Source organism: Xanthomonas campestris pv. badrii, from assembly GCF_012848175.1.
Classification (GTDB): Bacteria; Pseudomonadota; Gammaproteobacteria; order Xanthomonadales; family Xanthomonadaceae; genus Xanthomonas; species Xanthomonas campestris_C.
The window spans coordinates 1,723,534-1,748,386 of sequence record NZ_CP051651.1 but is presented as its reverse complement, the minus strand read 5'-3'; the positions used below and the strand labels follow the sequence as shown (position 1 = coordinate 1,748,386).

The window sequence follows — 24,853 nt, the reverse complement described above, 5'->3', positions numbered from 1 at the left end:
ATTGACTCACAACCGCGCCCCCTCGCCCGCCGCCACGCGCAACAAATCTGCGAACACGCCGGCGGCGGTCACTTCCGGCCCGGCACCCGGGCCCTGCACCACCAGCGGGTTTTCGCAGTAGCGGCGCGTGGTGAACTGCACCACGTTGTCGGTGAGGCGCAGATTGGCGAAGGCGTGATCGGCCGGCAGTTCCACCAGGCCCACGCTGGGCGCGCGGTCCGGCGGCAGCTGCGCCACGTAGCGCAGCACGTTGCCGCGCGCACGCGCATCGCTCAGGCGCTGCGCGAACACCGCATCCACTTCGGGCAGCCGCGCCATGAAGTCGTCCACGCTGGCCTGGCGCAGCGCTTCCGGCACCAGGCTTTCCACCTGCACGTCCTCCAGGCTGATGGCGCGGCCGGCTTCGCGCGCCAGGATCACCAGCTTGCGCGCGACGTCCACACCGGAGAGATCGTCGCGCGGGTCCGGCTCGGTATAGCCCATGCCACGCGCCTGCGTCACCAACTCGGCGAACGGCACGCTGCCGTCGTACTTGTTGAACAGCCACGCCAACGTGCCGGAGAAGATGCCTTCGATCGAGGTCACCGTATCGCCGGTATCGACCAGGTCGCGCAGCGTGGTGATCACCGGCAGGCCGGCGCCCACGGTGGCTTCGTAGCGGAAGCGCGCGCCACTGGCATCGGCGGCGGCACGAATCGCCTCGAAGCGCTCCAATGGGCCCGAACCGGCCTGTTTGTTCGGCGTCACCACATGGATGCCTGCGGCCAGCCAGCCGGCATAGCGATCGGCCACTTCGGCACTGCCGCTGCAATCGATGATCACCGTATGCGGCAGATGCGCCGACAGCAGATGCGTGGTGAACCGTTCCAGATCGGTCGGCGTGGCAGCGGCGGCGAAGGCATCTCGCCAGTCGCCGACCAGGCCGCGCTCATCCAGCAGCATGCGACCGCGCGAGACCACCGCGCGCAGGCGCAGATCCAGATTGGCCTTGCCCAGCAATTGCGGTTGCGCGATGCGTAACTGGTCCAGCAGCGCAGCGCCCACATTGCCCGGACCGATCACGCCCACCGAGAAGGTCTGCGGCGACAGCCAGAAGCCGGCATGCGCCGCGCGCAAGGCCTTGGTCGCATGCGCCGCATCGATCGCCACCGAAATATTGCGCTCGGACGAGCCCTGCGCAATGGCCAGGATATTGACCTGCGCGCGCCCCAGCGATTCAAACAAACGCGCCGCCACGCCGGGCTGGCCGGCCATGCCATCGCCCACCGCCGCCAGCACGCTGATGCCGGTGGTCAGCTGCACCCGCTGCACTTGGCCAACCGTGAGCTCATGCGCAAACGCCTGCAGCAAGGCGTTGCGAGCACGCTCGGACTCATGCTGCTTGACCACGCAACAGATCGAATGCTCCGACGACCCCTGCGAGATCATCACCACCGACACCTGCGCCGTACGCAGCGCCGCGAACACGCGCTCGGCCGTGCCCGGCACGCCGATCAGGCCGGTGCCTTCCAGATTGAGCACCGCCAGATCCGGGCTCAGCGTCAGCCCCTTGATCGGCCCGCTCACCGCGCTGCTGGCAGTGATGCGCGTGCCCGGATGCTCGGGCTGAAAGGTGTTGCGGATGATGATCGGCAGCCCACGCTCGATCGCCGGCGACATCGTCTGCGGGTGCACCACCTTGGCGCCGAAGTACGCCAGCTCGCAGGCCTCGTCGTAGCTCAATGTTTCCAGCTGCACCGCTTCGGGCACCACGCGCGGGTCGGCCGACAATACGCCATCCACATCGGTCCAGATATGCAGCTCATCGGCATTGAACAGCGCCGCGAAGATCGCACCGGAGTAATCGCTGCCGTTGCGCCCCAGCGTGGTGATGCGATCGGCGCGGTCGCGCGCCACAAAGCCGGTCACCACCACGCGCGTCTGTGGATGCGCCTGGCGCCAGGTGGCCAGCCGCTGCGCGCTCACCTCCCAGTCCACATCCACGCCCAGCTCGCCGCGGTTGACCACCAGCACATCGCGCGCGTCCAGCACCGCGCAGTCTTCGCCGATGGCGCGGAAGTGATCGCCCAGCAACTGCGCCGAATACACCTCGCCCAAGCCTTGCACGCGGTCGAGCACTTCGCGCGGCAACTCGCCGATCACCGCCAATGCACCAAGGATCTGCGACAGGTGTTCGAAACGTTCGTCCAGCCACTCCACCGTCGGCCCGGAATGCTCACCGAGCAAGGCCACCGCCGCACCGCGATGACGCGCACGCGTCTCGTGCCAGCGCTCGCGCCATTCGGGGCGATCCTTTGCCGCCAGTTCGGCCAACTCGATCAAGGCATCGGTGACGCCCTTCATCGCCGAGACCACGGTGACCTGCACCGTCTCATCGCGCGCAAGCAGCAGCTGCGCGACATGCCGATAGCGTTCGGCATCGGCCACCGACGTGCCGCCGAATTTGTGCACTATGGTGCGCAGGGAGGGCGCCGCGACAGCGGCAGGGTCGAGCGAAACAGCGGGCGATGACATCGACAGACCTCGTTAGGGAGGCCCCGTCCGCATCAGGTGAGAGGGAAGCCCCCGCATCCTGATCCGGGTGCGGGGCCGTTGTTTTCGGAAGTTACGCGAAGACGACGGACCGCACCGGGCGAATGGTGACGGTGGTAATGGTGGTGGTAATGCCGGCCACGCTCGTCCCTGCCCACAACAGCGGCTGGCAGAGAAGCGAAACGGTAGCGGAGGCGTTACCCATGCCTGCAAAAGACATCAGCGGGCCGAGGCCTGTCAAGCGTTGCGTGAATGGGCAGGCGCACGTGCGCGACACCGGCAACAGAAAACCTTGTCGCTCAGGGATTTAGGCGCCGCGCCCGCAAGTAATTGATTGCCATGGAAACTTTTATGGCGACCTCGGCGGACCGCCGTGCGCAGCTTTGGAGCGCCTGGCAGCGCCGCGCGACGGGAAAGGCTCAACTCGCATCGTTAACGCCCATCCACGGTTGGCGCCCATCCACGCGTGTGCACCTGTCCGCGCAGCGCGGAAGCGAGAGGCGGCTCAGGGGCCGTCATAACCTCTGAACACCCTACCCCTTGCCGCTGCCGACATGCCGCTTCCCACAATGGATTGTCGCCGCACCGCACAGGTGGTCGTCGTCCTGCGTTCCGCGCCAAGAGACAAGGCAGATACAGCCAATCATCTGTGTAACACCGCAGGATCAGCCGAGCACCTGAGGATTGAGTTGCCAGACCGAGAAATTAAGCGCCGCCGCAAAGCTCACCCATGCCAGATACGGCACCAGCAACCACGCCGCCAGCGCTTGTCTCTTCGCGAACGCCGCGATCGTGGCTGCCAGCGCCAGCCACAACGCAACGATGTCGGCAAACGCCCAGGCTCCGATGTGCCATGCAAAGAACAGCCAGCTCCACAGACCATTGAGTGCCAGCTGCACCACGAACAGAGCCAATGCCATCCGCGCCTCAGTCCAGCCGCCGCGGCGCCACACCAACCAGACTGACACCGCCATCATTCCGTACAACACGGTCCACACCGGCCCGAATAGCCAGCCCGGCGGGGCCCACACGGGACGCTGTAGCTCCGCGTAAAAGCTGGCGGCCTGGATCGATGCCGCCGCGCCCACCCCGGCGATTGCATAGCAAAGCGCCAGCCAGCCGAAAAGGCCGAACCATTGCGATTTTTTTGACAGACGGTGCGTCATGAGAGTGGTAGCGAGTTATCAACGTTCGCCAGCTTGCCAGAGCATCTGTGCAAGCCGTGACTACACAAACAAACGAGCTTGCGCTCAGCTACGCCGTATGACGTTGCGCCGCCAGATTCAATCTCCTCGGAGTAGGGACTCGAACTGATGTGCTACTCAACCTTGGGGGAGATCGCTAGCTGCGGTGGGCTGCACATTTGCCTGATCGACGGTTCTGCGCACCAACCCATTATCGTTGGACATCACCGGTGCGACCGACATCTTGACGATGCCGCCCGACGTGGCGAGTGGGGCGTCCTGCGTATTAGCTCCGTCCTGAGCGCCTATGTCACCGGCAGTACCGGTTGCAACACGGGTGCTGTCCGCGCTGCAATTGAAGCGACCTGCAAACTTCAGGGTCAGATTGACCTACTAATTACACCTGACCCCGTTCTTTGCTCCCCGCGCATGGGTTGACACCGGATTCAACCGATAGCAATCTCTCCATCAAGGAGCGTAGAAACTCCTCACGTAGCGGTGCCCACCTCCGTCAAACCGGTGGGTTTTTTGTGCCTGCTCGCAGGTGCAAACCGACGCAATGCCTGCGTCGGGAGGGCGGCTAATACAACACCCTTCGGGGAAATAAGCCCGCCGGCTACGTGCGGTTTCTAACCTCCCGACATCCCGTCGCCCTTGGCGATGGTCTCGTAGGAGCGAGGAGGTTTTGCCATGCGCCAATCGACGTCTTCCCGCAGTCAAGCATCCAAGCGCAAAAAGAAAGTGCAGTGGACGATTGTCGAATCGGCGACAAGCCCCATGCTGACGCCGGAACAAATCGCCGCGCTCGACGCCGCCGAGCTTGCCCGCGCACAACGCCCACCGCGACGTGTGCGCCCAACCAAGCAGTGCACCGTGGGTTATGGCTATTATCCTGACAGCCAACAGCGCGTGCCCGCACTTCGCTTGCGTGGCCGTTGGTTGGAGCAAGTGGGCTTTGCTATCGGTTCAAAATTGTGCGTCACAGTGCATGATCGTGCGTTGGTAATCACGGTGATTGGTGAGGAGTGCGAACAAGTGGACGAACTGCCCCGGCATCGCGCAGGGAGCCGATGATCTGCTCTTCGGGAACATGTTTCTTCACGTCAAATCTGCTCGGGGGACGGAATTGGACTCAAAGCCGTAGAGCTATTCAAAATCGGATATGAATCCACTGGTTTTCAATTTTTAAGCTCCATCAATCCGATCTCTCTTTTTCCTCTAAAAATCTTTATGCGCGTCGGAACCTTTTCTTGACCAAAAATCGCGATTAAATCGAAGTCGCCTTTTGAATATTGAATGCTTTTTAAATTATCTATTTTTGTTATTGCAAAGCCTGACCGTAAAATTTTCCTCTCCGCTTGCTTCCACGTCATCAGGGGATACATAAGTTGCATTAGAGCCGCCATAATTCCAAATGAAAAAGGAAATATTAGGCCTGGAATAATTGTTTGGGGTGATGTATAAAAATCAAACCCTCGCGAAAAATTTTGAAGTCCGAAGAAATGATAATAAAATGCTGAAATTAAAGAAAAAAACAGTCCAACAACAAAGCCAAAACAGAACAATTTTATCTTTCCAAATTTATTAATCTTGCTCGCGATGAATGGGGTTGAAATCCCGGCGGATACCGCAAAAATTATATCAATCATGGGTTGGAATCTTCCGCATCTTTATCTTTGTAGTGATCGACTGCAGCGTTTGCCGCTTTTGAAATAGCAGTTCCTTGGGCCATTTGATTTCCTCGGATAACTATGCCGCCTATGCTCTGAACGCTTGGCAAGAACCCGATCGGCAAGCCTGCCCAGGTCAACATTTGCTGGGTATACACGCCTCCCGCCGCACCGACTGTGGCTGCAACACCGAGCTTAGGCCACGAGAAATTATTTGCAAACGTTTCTGTAAAATTCTTGCCTGTGTCCAACCGTTCGCTGTTGGCTTTGGCGGCGGTAGTAAGAGTGTAAATGGCAGCACTCTGAACTCCGCTTTTAAGTCCGGTTTGAGCCCACCATGACAATGTGGGATAGGTAATTACACCTGCCGCAGCAAGTGCTCCCGCACCAGCACTGGCGACCTGAAGTTTAAACACCCCCCACTGAGAAGATGATGCATTTGCGAACGCAGTATTCGCTGGTGCAAGGGCCAAATGCCAATCGTCTTTGCTTCCTCCCGCATCCGCCAGTGCATTGAATACATCGACGAAATCTCCGGTGCTGCGCCCTAGCTCATTTGCGAACATGCTGGCATCGTTGCGATGCCGATTATCAAAGGACTCAACGCTACCATAGACCGCACGATTGGTCGCAAGAAATGCAATCGCAGCCTCGTTTTCATATCCGGCACCAAGCAATGAAAGCTTGTCCTGAATGTCTTTGTCCACATAAGCAGCAGCCTCTACCAATAGAATATTGTAGGCTTCCTTCTCGCCGATTCCCTGTACTTTTGCGAACTCAGCTGCGTTTTCTCGGATCCACTTCACTTCGTCTGGATGCAGCATCCGGTTGTTAGCGTCTTCGTTAAACGCGGTGGCCGCGCCTGCTGATCCGCCAATTGCCGCGCCCAGCCCAGCCGCCAAGCCAGCACCAACGGCTTCCTTCACGCCCTTTGGCAAATTCTTGGTGAGTTCTGAAACAACTGGTGCCGCCGTTGCAGCCGCCGCTGACCCAAGTGCGCCCTCAACACCTCCACCAAGCAGTCCCATCGCGGTATGCGCAGCTATGCGGTATTCGCCGCCTTCATCCCATTTTGCGGCTTCTTCTGAGTCTCCCTGCGCGCGGAGAACCAAAGCTTTCTTCGACGCGTAGTCCCCGACCGCTTTGCTGGCCTGCTGCCCAAACGTCGCCGTGATCTCCGCTCCGGCGCTCACTTGCCGCTGCAGCTTCTGCCCATCCCAACCTTTCACCAGCCCATTGGCGCCATCACCGGTGAGCACATCGCGGTTTAGTGCCGCCAGCACATCGCTGACGCTCTGCCCGGTCTTGGCTTGTTGGCCGGCCTGGTCGGTGATAACCACCGTGCCACCACTAATGCTGCTGGTGGTCAGCGAGGTTTCGCTGCCACTCTTGCTGGAGTAGCCGGCGCTTGCGCCTTGCGCGCCGCTGCCCTGGTTTTGCCAGGACCAATTGCTGCCGTTGTTGGTCGTCGGTGGCGTCTGGGTCTCGGTCTTGGCCCCATCCTTGCCGTTGCTGCCACCGGCAGCGTAGCCACCCGAGAGACTGATGCCCTTGGCTTCATAGCTGCTGGTGTTGGTGATGTCGCTCACCGTCAGCGTGCCGGTCTGCAGGCGATTGGCGCCGGCATCCACCGCCGCCTGGGTGCTTGCGATCACGCCGCCTTTCAGATCGGTGTTGCCGCCCACGCGGATGTCGAAGCCGCCATCGCCGGCCTGGATACCGCTCTGTTCGGTGACGCTGGCAAAGTCGCCACTGACCTTGTTACTGCTATAGCTGGCGCTGGCACTGAACCCTGCACCAAAGGTCACACTCGCACCAACACTCTTGTCCTTGCTGTCGTACGTGCTGGTGTCCTGCAGGCTCTCGATGCTCAGATTGCCACCGACATCGGCGATCACCTTGTCCGCCGACAGCTGCGCGCCCTTGAGCGTGGTGTCATTGCCACTGATGACCGTGGCCGTGTTGCCCGCAGCCAGATGACTATTGCTGTAGGTCACGTCCTCGCCATTGGCCTTGCCGCGCGATCCAGCTGCACTGATCATCACGCCAAATGCGGCACCATCCGGGCCGTAAGTGATGCCGACACCCAACGACGCGCTGCTGCTCTTACTGGTACTTTTTTGCTCGGCGGTGTTCTTGGCTGCTTCGATGAGTACATTGTGATCGGCTGCCAGCAGCAGATCATTGCCCGCCTTGATGTCACTCCCACGAATCAACAAGTTGCTCTGGTCGCCGCCACCGGTCGCAATCAGGTTGACGTCACCGCCTGCCTGTAGCTTGGAGCCTTGCGCGACACTGGCCGTCTGCGTGCTCTTGCTCTCGCTCTTGCTGCCGCCGATGCTGATGGCAATGCTCAGATTGGCGCCCTGAGCCGCATCTTTTGCGCTGCCGCCTAGCGAACTGCCTGCCTGTGCAAGGGCCTGCCCTGCCCCATACGCACTGTAGGCCGCCGACCCGAGCACAAGTGCTTCCATGCGACTGTCGCCCTTGACCGCCTTGCTGGCCTTGTAGCTGTCGTTTGCCGCCTGTGCCAGGCTGATCGCAGCCGAACTCAAGGTAAGCGACAAACCACCTTGGCTAAACTTGCTGCGCTGTTCCGCATCACTGTCGTTGTAGACCTCCGTGATCGCGATATCCTTGCCGGTCGCGGTCAGGTCGCCCTGCAACGCCATGACATCACTGCCCGTGATCGCCAACTTGTTGCCGGCCACCAGGGTGACGTCGCCCTCCAGGCTGCCGACCGTCGTCCCGGTATGCGTGATCTGGTCGATGTCGGCGCCAGTGGTGACCTTTTGCTTACCGAGCGTCACCCCGATACCGCCACTTCCGAACAGACCGGACTTGGTGGTGACTTTGTCATGCTCTTCGCTATGCGTGTTCTGAGCAGTTTCCAAGCTCAGGTTGTTGCCTGCTGCAAGCGTGACGTCGCCGGTGCCGACAATCTGCGCGCCTTGCGACAGCAGATCGTTACCCGCTGCAATCAGCACCGTGTCGCCACTGAGCGTGGTGGTGACCGCCACGTTGTCGTGCCACTCGTCATGCGTCGTCGTGGTCTTGCTGCTGAACGTGCCCTTCTTCTTCTTGGTCATGTCCTGCACGGCATCGTGCTGCTCGCTGGCGGCGAGCAGATTGACGTCGTTGCCAGCGGCCAGGGTGATGCCGCCTTCCTTGGTGGCGGCCGATGCGGCGGTCAGGCTGATGTCGTTGCCCGCCTGCATGGCGAGGTTGCCACCGGCACTGAACTCGGTGCCGTGGACGGTTTCGTCGCGGGTGCTGGTGGTTTGCTTGAAGCGCTTGCGCGTTTCCAGGACATCGCTGGTGTCCACCGTGGTCAGCGTGCTGGCGTTGATGTCGTTGCCGGCGCTGATCCCCACGCCCTTGCCTGCATCGAGCTTGGCAGCGACCAGATTGACGTCGTTGCCGGCGCTGAGGATCAGGTTGCCGCCGGCAGTGAGCGCCTGTTGGTCGATGGTTTGCGTCGTGGTCGTGGTAGTGACGCGGGTCTTGCCATTGCGCGAGTTGTAGCTGTTGGTCTCGCTGTCGTTGAGCACGGACTCGACAGTGAGGTTATTGCCTGCTGCGGCGATCAGATCACCCCCGGCCTTGACCTCGGCCTGACGGATGGTCAGGTCGTTGCCGGCGGTGAGCTGCAGGCTGTCGCCGGTGCTGATGCTGGTGCGGGTGGCGACCTTGCCGTCCAGACCGGTGGTCGGGGTCAGCGAGAGATTGTTGCCCGCCAGCAAGGCCGCGCTACCGCCCGCATTGATGCTGACGCCATGCAGTTGCAGGTCGTTGCCTGCGGACACGATCAGGTCTTTACCCGTGACGAGTGACACGGCATCGCCGCCACGCAGCAGGCCATTGTCGTCGCGCAAGGCACTAGGCGTGAGGCTGAGATTATTGCCTGCAGTCAGCGCCGCACTGGCGCCCGCCTGCACGCGGGTGCCGGTCAGGGTCAAGTCGTTGCCAGCAAACAGTTGCAATGTATTGCTGGCACTGATGCCGGACAGGATGCCCGCGCCATTGATGGCCTTGGCCGCTTCGCTAACCAGATTGTTGCCGGCCGCAAGCCCCACATCGCGCCCCTCGATCTGGCCCTGGTTGAGCAGGTTGCCGGCGGTGACGCTGACATCGGTACCGGCGATGACGCCTTGGTTGCTCAGGGCGTTGGTGGCGTTGAGCTCGACGTTGCCGCCGGCGATCAAGGCCCCATTGCCGCGCAGCTGCAGCGAGTTGGAGGCCAGGTAGACCACCGGCACCAGTACCTTTTGGCCCTGGTAGTCCTGCTCCACCATCCACACGATGTCCTGCGTGAGCGCAGCCGCCTGCGCAGCGGTGAGGCCGACGCCCATGCTCAATTGCAGCTGGCCTGCAGCAGCCACGCCAGACTCGAGCAAGGCGTGGTATTGCGCCACGCCATCGGCGTAGTTGCCCAGGTAACGGCGACCGGTGAGCTGGGTGATCTGGTCCAGCACCAGGCGCTGCTCGTAGAAGCCGTCGCCAAGGCGGGTCTGGGTCCACTCCGGGTCCACGCCCAGCTTGTCCAGCAGGAAGTCGCTACTGATGAAATTGTCGTAGTTGACGAAGCGCGGATCGGTCTCGATCAGGTAGCGACGGCCAGGGCCATTGCTGCGCCAGGCGTTGATGCCACCGAGGCCGTTTGCTGCGCGACCCATGGCCGGGTACGACCGCTCAAACTACCCTATGCGCCGGTGCCGTTGAGCGAGCTGCCGCTGATGCTGACGCAATGACTGCCGGTCATGCTGGCGGCCCGGTTAATTCCCTCCGTCTCTGGGGTTCCGCCACTAAAGTATATTGCCCAGGACCACTGGAAACAAAAATGCCCTTTGAGCAAAATTCGTTTAATTCCGAAACAATTCGGACCTCATCCACAATTTTTCCGTAAGACTCATAAAACTGAAGTAGCCGCCAACTATCAACTATTTTTGGATTGTCAATAAATTTATGAATGTCTACGACCCAGTTTGGCTCGCGAATCAGCCTCTCAAACCGCAACCCTGAGCCATGCCTCACAAATTTCCATTGATCGAAATCAACCATTAGCTTACCGCTTCTAGGGAAGTCGGAAAGCCACCGCCAATCCTTCACCCCAGGATATAGTTCCGAAAATTCACTCATTAGGCGACATTGAAGATTAACAAATAAAAATATTGAATTTATATTATCCATATTCATACCTAGCGTCCTCCCCGGGCTTCTGCAGCTTCTCGCATCAGCTGATCCGCCTCTTCTCTAGTCACGTTATGCACGTTGACCGGAACCTCTTTAATACCAGCTCTTGGAGCGGCAAGTGCCCGGTGGTGTCCATCAATAATAATCAACTTTCCGTCAACTTTAGCCACGTCGATGGGGTGATTCACATCATAGCCATTAGCTTTCATGTCTTTCGTAAATCGCTTCACTTGTGATCCTGAAATCTCATCTCGGCCCTGCCTTCCAATCAAAATTTTCGGATCTACATTCCTTGTAATAATTTCCGAACTTTCTTGGGTGATTGCAGCAGTTAACTCTTGTGCACTGGGGAGAGAGATATGTTCCTCAGCATCTTTCACTGCCCCCGAAAATCCATCGCTACTCTTAATGATGCCGATCGCACCGGCTTTGGTACCCAGTACACCAAGCGACGACAGCAGCGTGTCCACAAGCATCGAGCTAGTCGCATGGCTCGCAGGCTGCACCGCTTGCTGATCACGATCGGTCACAGCACCAAATGCGTTGGCGCCGATGAACGGTGTCAACGGATTGACCAGATACTCCTCTTTCTTTTCCGAAAAATACCCCGCTATCGGTGTCGCCGCCCACAGTGTACTGCCCAACGTCTTCACCGGGCCACCTGCCGCCGCCATCAAGACCAGCGCAGCAGTCTCTGCATTGTCTTCGCCCAGCCAGTTCTTGAACTGCTCTACCTTCTTCCCACCTGCGATGGCGAGATTGGAGACAACCGTCGCCCCCTTCAGTCTTAAATTTTCATCTTGCGATTGCTGCGAGTCCGCGATTTCCTGTGAATGGTTAGCTCCCTCAGTGTTAGAAGCAGCTGTGCCATCTGCATGAGCACTTCCCACAGCTCCAACGGTGACGGTCCCAACCGGGTTTTTTTCAATAGCACCAACGCTGACTTCTCCCGTTGGAATGTGGTTAATAACATCTTTGCGCTGCTGTTCGTCTAGCTCATTGAAGCCCTTGCCATAGCGCTGGAAGGCAACGCTCTCAGGTTGCGCGAGCTCTCGCAGCGTTGATGCTGCATCCGGCGATTTGAGCAACAGGACTAGCTTGTCCGGATCGCAGCCGAGCTTCACGCAGTTATCGAGAAGTGCATTGACACCGGCAACTTCGTTGGGATCAGTGATCCCGACATTCTTCAATGCCTCGGCAGCCATCGCCTGCCGTTGCGCACGCCCTTCGCGATAGTCGTAGTAACCATAGGTCTGGACCGCATTGCCCGACGCTGCGCCAGCCTGCACATCGCCACCCAGGAGACCGCCCGCAGCGCCGAGTAGCGCTCCAAGGCCACTCATCAATGTGGCCTCGGCACCACTCCCCGGCTGTATGCCGCCCTTTTGCAATGCGTCAGCGAACTTCGGCAACAACGTTTCGTTCATCAACACGCCACCGGCTGCGCTCAGGACATTGCCGCCAGAGACAGCAGCAGCCAGTGCGCCCGCAGTCACTTGGGTGATCTGCTTTGCAGCTCCCGCGTCGTTCCATTTCGCGAGTTGGTCATTGGCTGCGAGCAGGCGTGCCTTCGCCGTTGCCGTCGCGTCCGGATCACCCTTGGCCGCTTCCAGATCGGCCATGGCCTGTTCTGCGTCTGCAGCCGCTTGCTCCCTCTTGTAGGAAATGAGTTCCTTGGCCGACCTAAACGCGACCTCGCCGGCGACTTGCGCCAGTTCTTGCTGTTCCGCAACCTTCTTCTCATCGAAGATCTGGTTCAGCCCGCTCTGCTGCAGTTCCGTAGCGCTGCGATCCAGACCAGCCAGAGCAGTCGAGTCCCCGTTGCGCACCTCGACACTGCCCGCAGCAATGTCGCTCCTGGTTGTACTGCTGCTACTTCCGGTCTGATTACCCGCCAGACTCAACGCCGCACCGGCTGCCACGGATTGCCAATCGCCTGTGCCGACTCCAAATCCGCCAGCCTTGTACTCCGCCTTGTTCTGCAAGTCCTCCACCGTCAGGCTGCCGGTGGACAGGCGGTTCAGCGTTGCATCGGCCGTGCTGGCGATGGCGCCGCCGATCAGGTGCGTGTTTCCGCCCACCGTGATATCGAAACCGCCATTGCCGGCCTGGATGCCGCTCTGCTCATTGACGCTGGTGTAGCTGCTGTTGACCTTCTGCTGGCTGTAGCTGGCGCTGCTGCCGCTGACGCCATAAACCAGCTTGACGCCCGCCTGCTGCTGCTTGCTCTTGTAGTCTTCGGTGTCCTGTTCGCTCTGGATCAGCAAGTCGCCGCCGATCTTGGCCAGCACGGTGTCGCCGATCACCTGCGCGCCCTTGATCTTGGTGTCGTTACCGCTGTCCAGGGTCAGCGTGTCCTTGGCCGTCACGACGCTTTCGGTGTGCAACTCGCTGTTGCCCTTGGCACTGCCCTTTCCAGCGTAGGCACTCACATAGAAGCCGGTGGTGGTGCCGACGCTCACACCGATCTCGCCGCCGCCGTTCTTGTTCTCCGACTTGCTGGTATTGGTTTCCTTGTTGCTGAGCAGGTTGAGATTGTTGGCCGCCGCCAACGTCACGTTCTGGCCGTTGATCTGGCTTCCGATCACATTGAGGTCGCCGTCGGTGGCGGCGATGGTCACGTTGCCGTCGCTGAGGATGCGGCTGCCGCCAGTAGTTTCGTCGTGCGTGGTCGTCTTGCTCGACGCGCTGCTGGCACCGAGGGCGATCTTCAAGCTGACGGCATCCTGGCCGCCGCTGGTCGGCGGTGCCTGGTAAGCACTTACCGCATCGCTGACGGCGTATGCCGTCTTGGCCGCATAGAGCGCCTTGAGGCGGTCATCCTCTACTTCCGACCCGCGTTTGGTCGCCATATACGCCGCTTGGGCTGCCTCGACCGCTGCACCGGTCAGCCCCAACGTAAGACCCGCACTCTGCTGCTTGGATGTCTGCACCGTGTCCACGGTGTTTTCCGCCGCGGCAATGGAGACCTCTTTGCCCACGATGGTGGTTCTGGTGGCGCTCAGTACATCGCTACCGGTGACGGACACCTTGTTGCCAGCAGTCATCGTCACCGAGCCGTCGGTGCTGCCGACCAGGCTGCCGGTGTTGCTGACCTCGGTAACGTCCAGACCATCGGTTTTCTTGGTGACGCCCAGGGCGACGCTGAATCCGCCGCCGCCGTATAGACCTGACTTCTTGACGGTCTTCTCATGCTCCTCGCTGCGGGTGTTCTGCACCGTGTCCAGCGTCAGGTTGTTACCGGCGGCCAACACCACATCGCCAGTGCTAGCGACCTGTGCACCCTGCGACAGCAGATCGTTACCCGCCGCGATCTGCACCGTATCGCCACTGAGCGTGGTGGTGACCGCCACGTTGTCGTGCCACTCGTCATGCGTCGTCGTGGTCTTGCTGCTGAACGTGCCCTTCTTCTTCTTGGTCATGTCCTGCACGGCATCGTGCTGCTCGCTGGCGGCGAGCAGATTGACGTCGTTGCCGGCGGCCAGGGTGATGCCGCCGTCCTTGGTGGCGGCCGATGCGGCGGTCAGGGTGATGTCGTTGCCCGCCTGCATGGCGAGGTTGCCACCCGCGCTGAACTCTGTGCCGTGGACGGTTTCGTCGCTGGTGCTGGTGGTTTGCTTGAAGCGCTTGCGCGTTTCCAGGACATCCCTGGTGTCCACCGTGGTCAGCGTGCTGGCATTGATGTCGTTGCCGGCGCTGACCCCCAGCCCCTTGCCTGCATCGAGCTTGGCAGCGACCAGATTGACGTCGTTGCCGGCGCTGAGGATCAGGTTGCCGCCGGCGGTGAGCGCCTGTTGGTCGATGGTTTGTGTCGTGGTCGTGGTAGTAACGCGGGTCTTGCCGTTGCGCGAGTTGTAGCTGTTGGTCTCGCTGTCGTTGAGCACGGACTCGACGTTGAGGTTGTTGCCTGCTGCGGCAATCAGATCACCGCCCGCCTTGACCTCGGCCTGACGGATGGTCAGGTCGTTGCCAGCGGTCAGCTGCAGGCTCTCACCGGTGCTGATGCTGGTGCGCGTACCGGCCTTGCCATCCAGACCGGTGAGCGGGGTCAGCGAGAGGTTGTTGCCGGCCTGCAAGGCGGCGCTGCCGCCGGCGTTGATGCTGACGCCATGCAGTTGCAGGTCGTTGCCTGCGGACACGATCAGGTCTTTACCCGTGACGAGTGACACGGCATCGCCGCCACGCAGCAGGCCATTGTCGTCGCGCAAGGCACTAGGCGTGAGGCTCAGATTATTGCCTGCACTCAGCGCCGCACTGCCGCCCGCCTGCACGCGGGTGCCGGTCAGGGTCATGTCATTGCCGGCCATCAGTTGCAAGGTGTTGCTGGCACTGATGCCCGACAGGATGCCGACGCCATTGACGGCTTTGGCCGCTTCGCTAACCAGATTGTTGCCGGCCGCAAGCCCCACATCGCGGCCCTGGATCTGGCCCTGGTTGAGCAGGTCGTTGCGCGCTTCCAATGCCACGGTGCCGGTGCCGCTGATACGGCCCTGGTTGAGCAGGTTGCCGGCGGTGACGCTGACATCGGCACCGGCGATCACGCCCTGGTTGCTCATGGCGTTGGTGGCGTTGAGCTCGACGTTGCCGCCGGCGATCAAGGCGCCATTGCCGCGCAACTGCAGCGAGTTGGAGGCCAGGTAGACCACCGGCACCAGCACCTTCTGGCCTTGGTAGTCCTGCTCCACCATCCACACGATGTCCTGCGTGAGCGCCGCCGCCTGCGCGGCGGTGAGGCCCACGCCCATGCTCAACTGCAGCTGGCCTGCAGCGGCCACGCCGGACTCGAGCAAGGCACGGTATTGCGCCACGCCATCGGCGTAGTTGCCCAGGTAGCGACGGCCGGTGAGCTGGGTGATCTGGTCCAGCACCAGGCGCTGCTCATAGAAGCCGTCGCCCAGGCGGGTCTGGGTCCACTCCGGGTCTACGCCCAGCTTGTCCAGCAGGAAGTCGCTGCTGATGAAATTGTCGTAGTTGACGAAGCGCGGATCGGTCTCGATCAGGTAGCGACGGCCCGGGCCATTGCTGCGCCAGGCGTTGATGCCGCCCAAGCCGGTGGCTGCGCGGCCCATCGCCGTGCGGTCGGTGGCCGTGCCATTGGACAGGCGATACAAGCCGCCGATGGGCAGATCGATCTGCGTCAGCGAGGTCTGGCCACCGCCCACGATATTAGTGACGGGGATGGTGGCGGGGTCGACACGCGTGCGGGTTTCGTTCGCACCTGCCGTGACACCGCTACCAGCTGCGGTGGGTTGCACATCAGTCTGATCGACCGTGCTGCGCACCAGGCCACTGTCGTTGGACATCACCGGTGCGACCGACATCTTGACGATGCCGCCCGACGTGGCGAGCGCGGCGTCCTGGGTGTTGGCGCCGACCTGAGTGCCTGCGTTGCCGTTGGTGGCGGTGGCAACACGGATGCTGTCCGCGCCCCCGTTGGCACGACCGACGACCGTCTGGCCACCGACGCTTCCAGCAGTCTGCCTGCCACGTCCGCTGAGTCCACCCTGGCCGCCGACTGCGGCAAGCGATGCACCACTGACTGCCCGCCCGTCGCTACCGACAGCGCCATTGCTGATATTGGCGCCATTGATGCTCACGCCTTGACCGCCGGTCATGCTGGCGCCTAGGGCGAGATAGCTGTTACTCGTCGTTGAAGAGCTGAGCCTCTGGTCCTCTTCCTCGTAGTAGCAAACGACCTTCTGCCCAACCGGCTGCATGCAGTCATTGGTGATCGCGGTAACGATGTGTTCCACATCGCTTTGCCGGACCACCTGATTCAACGCTAGCGCCTGGTTGAGCAGTTGCTCACCGCCATTGATCATCGCATCCGAAAGCCCACCAAGACCTCGCTGATTGGCAGCGAACAGGCCGGCTGCAGCGATGGTCGAGGCGTTATTCGTAACGCTTCCCGACAGCAAGATGTTTCCACCCGCTGCAATCTTCCCCTCCGCGCTTGCGGATGACAGCTGCTCCTGCTGGATCACCTGATAGTTGCGATAAATACCGGGTGCGAGTCCTGTGTAGGGATAGGGCGCGCGTGCGCCCTGTATATTCCGGATCGCCTTGCTTTCGATAAGCTCGCCACCCGAGTAGACATCGTCGCTACCAGGATCGGTCGACACGCTGGTCGTATTGATCACCCGCCGACGATTGTTCAGCTGATTGGCCGCAATCAGAACACTCCCATCAGCCTCGATACTGCCCGAGAGGTTATTCACCACCCCAGTACGCGCCACCAGGGTGCCGCCACCATCCTGCGCGCCACCAATCGCGATATTGCCCAGGCTGAAGATGCGCGCGTCGCGGTTGAGCAGCTGGTCGCGCACGACAAGGTTCATGTTGCCGGTGGAGCCGAGCAAGGCCGAGCCGTAGGCGGCATTGTCGGTCGCGCCGCCGAGATCGGCGCCGTTGACCAGCGTGCCGGTATTCACCGACACATTGCCACCCACGATGCTGCCGGTGTTGTAGACGCTGTTGGCAACCAGCGACAAGGCACCGTTACCGGAAATGCTGCCGGCGTTGTCGATGACATTGCCGCCATTGAGGCGGGTGTCGTTGGACAGGATGCTGGCGCCGGCGCGGTTGGTGATGCTGCTGGCAGTGATGTCCAGCGCACGTGCGGCCTTGAGCGTGGATTCGTTGACGAGGTTGCCGCCCACGCGCAGGTTGAAATCGCCATTGCTGACCAGGTCTGCGCCGGCACGATGGGTGTAGTCGCTGCGCAGGGTCAGATCCAGCAGGTTCTGCGCCAGGATGCTGCCGCCGCCATCGAAGCCCACGGTATCGATCACCACATCGCCGGCACCGCCTGTCGTGCTGCCTGCGCCGATCTGGCCACCGGCGTTGCTCAGGCTCTGCAGATTCAGGCGGACCGCTTGTTCGGCCTTGATCTTGCCGTTGCGGTTGTCCAGCGTGGCGCCGGCGCGCTGCAGCAGGAAGCTTGCGCCGGCATAGACGTTGCCGCCCTGGTTGTTCAAGCCATTGGTGTTGGCGATCAGATCGCCACCGGCCACAAGCTGGCCGCCATTGTTGGCGATGCTGGCCGCATCGATGACCACGCTGCCGCGGCCGCCCAGATTGCCGCTGCTGTTGGTCAGGGCGCCGCCGGTGGTGATACGCGTCAGCCCGCCACCGTTGTTGACGATGCTGCCTTGCGTGTTGTCGATCAGCCCGCCGGAGGCGGTGAGCGTATTGCCGGCATCGAGCTGGCCGCCACTGTTGAGTAGCGCGCCTGCGACGGCGAGGTTGAGATCGCGCCCGGCACTGAGCTTGCCGCCCTGGTGATTGTCCAGCTGGCCGCGCGCAGTGACATTGAGGTCGCGTGCCGCTTGCAGGCTGCCGCCGGTGCTGCTGATGTTCTCCGCCGTGATTACCGCATCGACACTGGCGCCGATGATGCCGTTGCCGTTATCCAGGCCACGGTTGAGTTCCACACGCAAGCTGCCGCCTGCCCCGCCGTTGGCAACCGCCTGCACGAGGCCGCCGGCATTGCTGAGGCTGTCGGCACGCAGGGTCAACGCGCCGCCACTGGCCTGCAGCAGGCCGTTACGGTTATCGGCGGCACCGCCCGTCTGTACGGTCAGGCCGCGTGCGGCGACCGAACCACCAGTGTTGTTGAGGCTGGCCGCCGTCAGTGTTGCATCGCCGGCCGCGGCGATGGTGCCGCTCTGGTTGTTCAACCCGCTGCTCGCACCCAGGGTGAGCTGGCCCTGGGTGAGGATGCGTCCACTGCTGTTACCCAGCGCGCCGCGGCTGGTGACCGACAGGTTGCCGCTACCGGCATGCTCGATCCGCCCCTGTGCATTCTCCAGGCTTGCCGCCGTGATGGTCAGATCCTGACCATTACTGGCAAGGGTGCCGGCGGTGTTGTCGATGGCAGCGCCGATGCTGACACGGGTCAGACCGGCGCCGCTCTGTACCAGGCGACCACCGGCATTGTTCAAACTGCCACCGTCGATGGCGAGCTGGCTGGCCTGCATCTGGCCGCCAACCGCATTGAGCCGGCTGTTATCGATGGTACCGCCGGCCTGGACGGTCAAGCTGCCACCGGCAAGCAGATCGGCGCCACGATGATCGAGGCTTCCGGCAGTGGTGAGGACCGCATTGCCGGTGGCACGCGTGTTGGCACCGGCAAGGCCCAGCTGACCGCCCTGCAGCAGCAGATTGCCCCCTGCCAGCAGCTTGCCGGACACGCCCAGTTGACGATCTGCGACCAGGCTCAGGGTGCTTCCCGTCCCCAGATTGCCATCGGCCGCAATCCCGGCGCCCACGGTGCCGGCCACGCTGATGTCGCCGGCACGCAGGCTGAGGTTGCCCGCTGCTGTGGTTTGCCCTGCATGTTCGATACGTGCACCTTGCAGGCCCACGGTTGCACCGCTGACGACGCCTTGCTGACGCAGCACCGCATCGCTGGTCAGCGTGGTCTGTTGACCAGACAGCTGCCCTGCAACAGTGAGATCGCCCTTGGAGTGCAGGTCCAGGCTGCTGCCCGCACTCAGGCGACCGCTCTGCGACAGGCTGCCGTCGGCCTGCGCCGAAAACGCCGCTGCCGCGGCCAGGTTGCCGTCCAGCTGCAGGTTGCCGCGGCTGATCAGGGCGACATCGCCGCGCTCGCTGCCCAGTTGACCGCTGCTGCTCAGCTGCCCGGCCTCCACGCGCAAGCCGTTGCCGCCGATCAGGTCACCGCGATTGTCCACCGCACCCGATGCCGTCAGGCCCAGACGCTGCAGGCCGTACGCTTGCCCGGTCTGGCGCAGCGCGCCCACGCCGAGCGTCAGCTGATTGCCTGCGCGGATCGCGCCGGCATTGTCGAGCAACCCTGCGGTAGTCAGCGTGGTGTCGCCTTGCGCAAGCAATACACCCGTACCCGTATTGCTTGCACTGGCGGCGGTAACGCTCAGGTTCTGGCCCGCGACGACCTGCGCCGCATTGGTCAGCGTGCCGGCCGCGCTCAGCACCACGGCGCGATCGGCCTGCGCAACGCCGGCAACGGCCAGATTGCCGGTACTGCGCAAATTCAAATCGGTGGAGGCATCGAGGGCGCCGCGGCTATCGATCGCCGCGCCATCCAGACTGATTGCGCCACCGGCCTGAAGCACGGCCGCTTGTGCGGTGCTGACGGTTGCAGCGCGCAGGGTGGCATCGCCCACGCTGGACGCCTGCCCGTTCAATGCGAGCATGCGCTGCGCCTGCAGGTCGAGCGTAGAGGCCGATTGCAGCGTGCCTGCCGCGACCAGGTCGCGCCCGGCATGCAGTGCGACCGACTGCGCCTTCAGCGAACCGCCTTGCTGCAGATCGCCAGCGGCGGTTGCCTGCAACGTGGTCGCAGCGGCAACCACGCCCTGCAGCGTCATCTCGCCACGGCTGGTCAGATCGACAGTGGCCGTCTGGCTACCGAGCTGGCCGCTGCTGCGCAGGGTGCCTGCATCCACGACCAGGCCGTCGGCGGCGATCAGGCTGCCGCGATTGTCCAGCGCCCCGGTGACCGTGGCGGTCAACGCCTTGCCGGCATTTGCCGTACCGCTTTGGTCCAGGCTGGCGGCGGTGATGCGAAGGTCGCCACCGCTGTGCACGCTACCGGCGTTCTGCAGCGCACCGGTGGTCAGCGTGACAGCACCTTCGGCAGCCAGCGCGCCGGAGGCGGCATTGGTCACTGTGCCTGCCTGCACGGAAAGATCGCGGCCTGCAATCACCTGGGCGGCATTGCTCAGGCCACCTGTGGCGTTGAGCACCACATCGCGATTGGCTTGCGCCACCCCTGCCAAGGCGAGGCCACCGGTACTAGTCACACGCAGATCGCTGCCCGCATCGAGCGTGCCGCGACTGTCGATGGCTGCACCGTCCAGGGTGATCAGGCCAGCGCTTTTCAGCACGGCGGCCTCACCGGTCGTGATGCTGCCGCCACGCAGGGCGGCAACACTGCCCGCTTGCGCCTGGCCGTTCAAGGCAAGCACGCGCTGCGCCTGCAGATCCAGCGTGGAGGCCGATTGCAGCGTGCCGCCGGCAGTGAGGTCGCGCCCTGCCTGCAAGCCGACAGTCTGCGCACTGAGGGTGCCCGCCTGCAGCAGGTCGCCCGCCGCAGTGGCCTGCAGCGCAGTGGCAGCAGACACGACGCCGCGCAGGTCGATGGCGTTCTGGCTGGTCAGCGTCAGTGCGCCGGTCACCGAGCCAAGCTGGCCGTTGCTGACGATGTTGCCCGCCGCGATGGTCAGGTCCTTGCCGGACACCAGTTGGCCGACATTCTCGAACGCTCCGGTCGATGCAATGGAAATCGCATCCCCGCTGTAGAGGCGGCCGCGCTGCAACAACGCGCCTGTCGACAGCGCAAGCCCACGCTCGCCATGCAGGGTGCCGCTGTTCTCCAGCGTGCCAGCGACGTCGATCCGCAGATCGCGCAGCGCCCCCAGGGTTGCATCGGCTGCATTGTCGACACTGGCCGCGCGCACGTCCAGATCGCGCGCGGCAATCACTTGCGCCCAATTGCGCAATGCACCGTCGGCCGCAAGAGTGACATCGCGTCCGGCCTGGGCCACACCGCCCAGTGCAAGATCGCCTGCGCTGCGCACGCTCAGATCGCCGGCTGCATCGAGTGCACCGCGGCTATCGATGGCGCTGCCGTCCAGCGTGATGTCGGCGCCGCTCTTCACCACGGCCGCGCTGCCGGTGGTGACGGCTACGCCTGTGAGCGCGGTGTTGCCCGTGCTCGATGTCTGCCCATTCACCGTGAGCGTGCGCTCCGCCTGCAGATCCAGGGTGGAGGCAGACTGGACGGCGCCATTGACAGCCAGATCGCGGCCGGCCTGCAGTGCAAGCGACCGCGCAGTGAGCGTGCCGGATTGTTGAAGATCGCCACCGGCGTTGGCACGCAATGCGGTCGCGGCAGCCACCACGCCGCCCAACTGTATGTCCGCCTGGCTAGCGAGCGTGACATCGGCACGCTCGCTGCCAAGCTGGCCACTGCTGCGCAGGAGTGCTGCATCGACCAGCAATCCATCCCTGGCAATCAGGCTCCCACGGTTATCCAACGTTCCAGCCACCGCAACATTCAAGGCCTTGCCCGCGGAGACGCTGCCGCTTTGGTCCAGCGCTGCCGAGGTGAGCTGTACATCGCCGCCGGCTTGCAGGCGGCCGGCATTGGCGAGCTGCGCCACCGTGGTCACTGCCACATCGCCCTCACCGGCCAGGACACCGGCGGCAGCGTTATCCAGTTGCTGCGCCTGCACGGTCAGATCGCGTCCGGCCACCACATGCGCGGCGTTGTTGAACGCATTGGCAGCAGTGAGCTGTACGTCGCGCCCGCCCTGGGCTACGCCCGCCAGCGCAAGATCGCCCTGGCTGCGGATCTGCAGATCGGTGCCCGCATCCAGCGTGCCGCGGCTGTCGACAGCGCCGCCTTCCAGCGTCAAGGCGCCACCCGTTTGCAGCACGGCGTCCTGGCGCGTGGCCACGCTGCTCGCGCGCACGGATGCATCGCCCTGTACCTGGCCTTGCGCAGCAAACGTCAGCGCACGCTGCGCCTGCAGATCCAGCGCCGACGCCTGCACCGTGCCGGCCGTGGTGAGATCCCGCCCCGCCATCAAGGCGACCGACTGCCCCGTCAGCGCGCCCGCCTGCTGCAGATCGCCGCCAGCGCTGGCCTGTAGCGACGTGGCCGCTGCCGTGACGCCCTGCACCCGCAGGTCGCCCTGGCTCGCCAGCCGGACGCTGCCCGTCTCGCTGCCGAGTTGACCGTCACTGCGCAGGCTGCCGGCATCGATCTGCAGCGCGTTTCGGGCAACCACATTGCCGGTGTTGTCGAACGCATCGCCAACCGTTGCGGTCAACGTATTGCCGGCGCCAATCCGGCCGCTCTGGAGCAGCGTGCCAGCCGCCAGCTGCACTGCATCAGCGCCGTAAAGGCTGCCGGCGTTGTCCAGCACCCCGCTGGTTCTCACAACCGCATCGGCGTTGGAGGAGAGTGCCGCGCCCTGCACATTACGCAGCGAGGCCGCATCGACCTGCAACGTGCCGTTCGCAACGAGGTTTGCGCGATTTTCCAGCGCGTTGCCCGCCTGCAGCGTGGCGGCACCTGCGCTCTGCAAGGTGCCGTTCAACGCCAGATCGGTGGCGCTTGCAACGCGCAGATCGGCACCGGCATCGATCACCCCATCGTGCTCGACCGTGCCACCACCCAGTTGCAGTGCGCTAGCGCTGCGCAGCTGGCCGCGCTGGCGCAGCGCGCCATCCGCCTGCAGGTCGATCGCGCCCGCAGCACTCACCAGTGCACTGTTGACCAGCTCACCGCCGGCGAGCATGGCGACGTCGCCGCGGATGGTCTGCAAACTGCCCGATACCTCGGCATTGCCGCCGCTGCGCAAGGTCACGCGCGCGGCATTGACTGCCCCGGAGAGTTGCGCCGCGCTGCCGGCATCCACTGCCAGCGCCCCACCCGCCACGGCGTTGCCGCCCAGTGCGATCCCACCACGGGCGCGCAAGCTCGTGTCGCCACGCTGGCTGCCGATATCGCCACGGCTCTCCAACTGTGCGGCGTCCACCGTCAATGCGTTTCCAGCCACAACGGTGCCGCTGTTGACGAAGTCTGCGGCGACGGCAAGCTGCGCGTCGCGCGCAGCAGTGATGCTGCCAGCGCTGGCCACGTTGCCGGCCTGGAGCCGCAGGTCGCGGCCGGCGTAAACGCTGCCCGCATTGGTCAGCGCAGCGGTGCTGCGCAGATCCAGATCGGTGCCGGCAGACACTGCAGCGCGCTGCGCAAGATCGACCGCACCGGCACTCAACGCAACCGCGTCGGCAGCGACCAATTGCCCTTGCACCCCCAGCCGGCCACCGGCCTGCAGCTGCACGCCCTGCCCGGCCTGCGCCAGGCCGCCCATCCGCACATTGCCATTCCCAATCACCCGCAAGGCGGTCGCTGCATCCAGCGTACCCACCGCGTCGATGCTGTTTGCATTCAAGGCAATCGCGCCGCCGCTCTGCAAGGTGCCCGACAGCGCGATACTTGCTGCGCGCAGGTCCGCGCCTGCGCCGCCATACGCAACACCGCCGCTGCGCAACAGGCCATCGGCTCCCAGTTCCAGTGCACCGGTGCTATGCAGGCTGCCGTCGGCATTCAACTCCGAACCAAACAGGCGAATCGTGCCGGCGCTGCTGCGGCCGGCATGCTGCAAGGTCCCGCTGGCCTGCGCCGTCAACGCGCCGGCCGCCACCAGATCGCCGGACAGGCGCAGCTGCGCGCCTCGCAAGTCGACATCGCCCTGCTGCGAGCCCAGCACGCCGCGTTGGTCCAGGTCACCGGCGGCACGCACGTTCACGCCATCGCGCGCCACGGTGGTGCCGCTCAGGCTCACCTGCCCGGCACTGTCGATCTGCAGATCGCCGCTCTGTGCCGCCAGGGTGCCGCGGCTGACCACGCCAACGCCGGCCTCGGTGGCAATCAGGCGAATCCGCTCGGCGTACATGCCGCCCAGCTGCGCCACGTCGATGCCGATCGATGGCGCTGCGCCATCGGTACCTGGCAACACATCCAGCAACATCCCATCGACATTGACACGCCCGGTGCCTGCGCTGGCCACCAGCTCCCTGGTCCAGATCGAGCCGTCGACACTGAGTTGCCGCGAGAGCAGATCCAGACGATCCACGTTGAACGCGTCCAGGCCGTTGCTGCCGATGCTGAGCGCGCCGCCGGTGATGCTGAAGCCATTCAAGGCGCCGTCGCTTCCCAGGTTCGGCGTACCGGTGGTCAGCGTGACCCGCGAGGTATTGAGAAAGCCGCAGCCATCGCAGGAAATGCCGTTGGGGTTGGCGATGACCACCTGCGCCTTGGCGCCGGCGATTTCGGTATAGCCCTGCAATCGGCTGCTGGCCGAGGTGACCTCGTTGAGGATCAGCGAGGCCGCGCCACTGCGCTGTAGATTGTTGTTGCCCGCGACATAGCCGCCCAGCTCGGTCTTGGAGATCTGCGCGCTGTTGTTGAGGATCAGGCCGTTCGGGCCGACATTGAAAGTGCTGTAGCGATTGTGCGAGATGCCGCGCGCATTGGGCGCAACGATGTCCACCACCGGCACGCCATTGGCAGCGACCTGCTGGCCGGGGGTCTGCCCGCCGGGATTGGGTGTGGGCGCGACCTGCGCCCAGGCCGGGAACGATGTCCAGGTCACGGTGAAGCACAGCAGCACTGCCAGGGCGCGCTTGCCCTGTTCGACCACGTAACCACGCACGCTCATCGCTTCGATGTCCATCGTTTCCCTCTGGCCGCCTGTGGACGGCATCAATCCGCTA

Annotated in this window: 7 protein-coding genes and 1 pseudogene; 1 reads left to right on the top strand and 7 read right to left on the bottom strand. The window is 63.1% G+C overall.

Annotated elements, in window-relative coordinates; translation table 11 throughout:
- Positions 1-6: 6 nt before the first annotated feature.
- The 3 genes and pseudogenes from thrA to HG421_RS21610 all read right to left on the bottom strand — a co-directional run.
- The gene (gene thrA / locus HG421_RS07385) at positions 7-2,514 is read right to left on the bottom strand and encodes a bifunctional aspartate kinase/homoserine dehydrogenase I (protein ID WP_169705860.1); all 2,508 of its coding nucleotides are present in this window, start codon (positions 2,512-2,514) and stop codon (positions 7-9) included.
- 683 nt (positions 2,515-3,197) lie between these two features.
- Positions 3,198-3,698, bottom strand: coding sequence for a TspO/MBR family protein (locus HG421_RS07380; RefSeq protein WP_169705859.1), 501 nt, complete (start codon positions 3,696-3,698; stop codon positions 3,198-3,200).
- A 177-nt stretch (positions 3,699-3,875) separates the two neighbouring features.
- Positions 3,876-4,082, bottom strand: a pseudogene (locus HG421_RS21610) (hypothetical protein); the annotation flags it as partial.
- 324 nt (positions 4,083-4,406) lie between these two features.
- Here HG421_RS21610 and HG421_RS07375 point away from each other — a divergent pair.
- A complete protein-coding gene (locus tag HG421_RS07375; RefSeq protein ID WP_248279478.1) occupies positions 4,407-4,790 on the top strand; it encodes a SymE family type I addiction module toxin in 384 nt (127 codons plus the stop codon).
- Between the two features lie 104 nt (positions 4,791-4,894).
- Here the strand turns inward: HG421_RS07375 and HG421_RS07370 are convergent, their stop codons facing one another.
- From HG421_RS07370 to HG421_RS07355, 4 genes are all read right to left on the bottom strand, one after another.
- On the bottom strand, positions 4,895-5,365 hold the full coding sequence (locus HG421_RS07370) for a hypothetical protein (RefSeq protein WP_169705858.1): 471 nt from the start codon (positions 5,363-5,365) through the stop codon (positions 4,895-4,897).
- Positions 5,362-9,918, bottom strand: coding sequence for a hemagglutinin repeat-containing protein (locus tag HG421_RS07365; protein ID WP_248279501.1), 4,557 nt, complete (start codon positions 9,916-9,918; stop codon positions 5,362-5,364). Before HG421_RS07365 ends, HG421_RS07370 begins: the two co-directional genes overlap by 4 nt.
- 226 nt (positions 9,919-10,144) lie before the next feature.
- Positions 10,145-10,582, bottom strand: coding sequence for a DUF6896 domain-containing protein (locus tag HG421_RS07360; RefSeq protein WP_169705856.1), 438 nt, complete (start codon positions 10,580-10,582; stop codon positions 10,145-10,147).
- A 2-nt stretch (positions 10,583-10,584) separates the two neighbouring features.
- Positions 10,585-24,813 carry a hemagglutinin repeat-containing protein gene (locus HG421_RS07355; RefSeq protein ID WP_169705855.1) on the bottom strand — a complete coding sequence of 4,743 codons (14,229 nt, stop codon included), beginning with the start codon at positions 24,811-24,813 and terminating at the stop codon, positions 10,585-10,587.
- Positions 24,814-24,853 lie beyond the last annotated feature (40 nt).

Bases quoted from the DNA above. Each gene is read 5' to 3' on its own strand.
- HG421_RS07380 (WP_169705859.1), bottom strand. From the start codon at position 3,698: ATGACGCACCGTCTGTCAAAAAAATCGCAATGGTTCGGCCTTTTCGGC.
- HG421_RS07355 (WP_169705855.1), bottom strand. From the start codon at position 24,813: ATGGACATCGAAGCGATGAGCGTGCGTGGTTACGTGGTCGAACAGGGC.
- HG421_RS07370 (WP_169705858.1), bottom strand. From the start codon at position 5,365: ATGATTGATATAATTTTTGCGGTATCCGCCGGGATTTCAACCCCATTC.
- HG421_RS07375 (WP_248279478.1), top strand. From the start codon at position 4,407: ATGCGCCAATCGACGTCTTCCCGCAGTCAAGCATCCAAGCGCAAAAAG.
- HG421_RS07360 (WP_169705856.1), bottom strand. From the start codon at position 10,582: ATGAATATGGATAATATAAATTCAATATTTTTATTTGTTAATCTTCAA.
- thrA (WP_169705860.1), bottom strand. From the start codon at position 2,514: ATGTCATCGCCCGCTGTTTCGCTCGACCCTGCCGCTGTCGCGGCGCCC.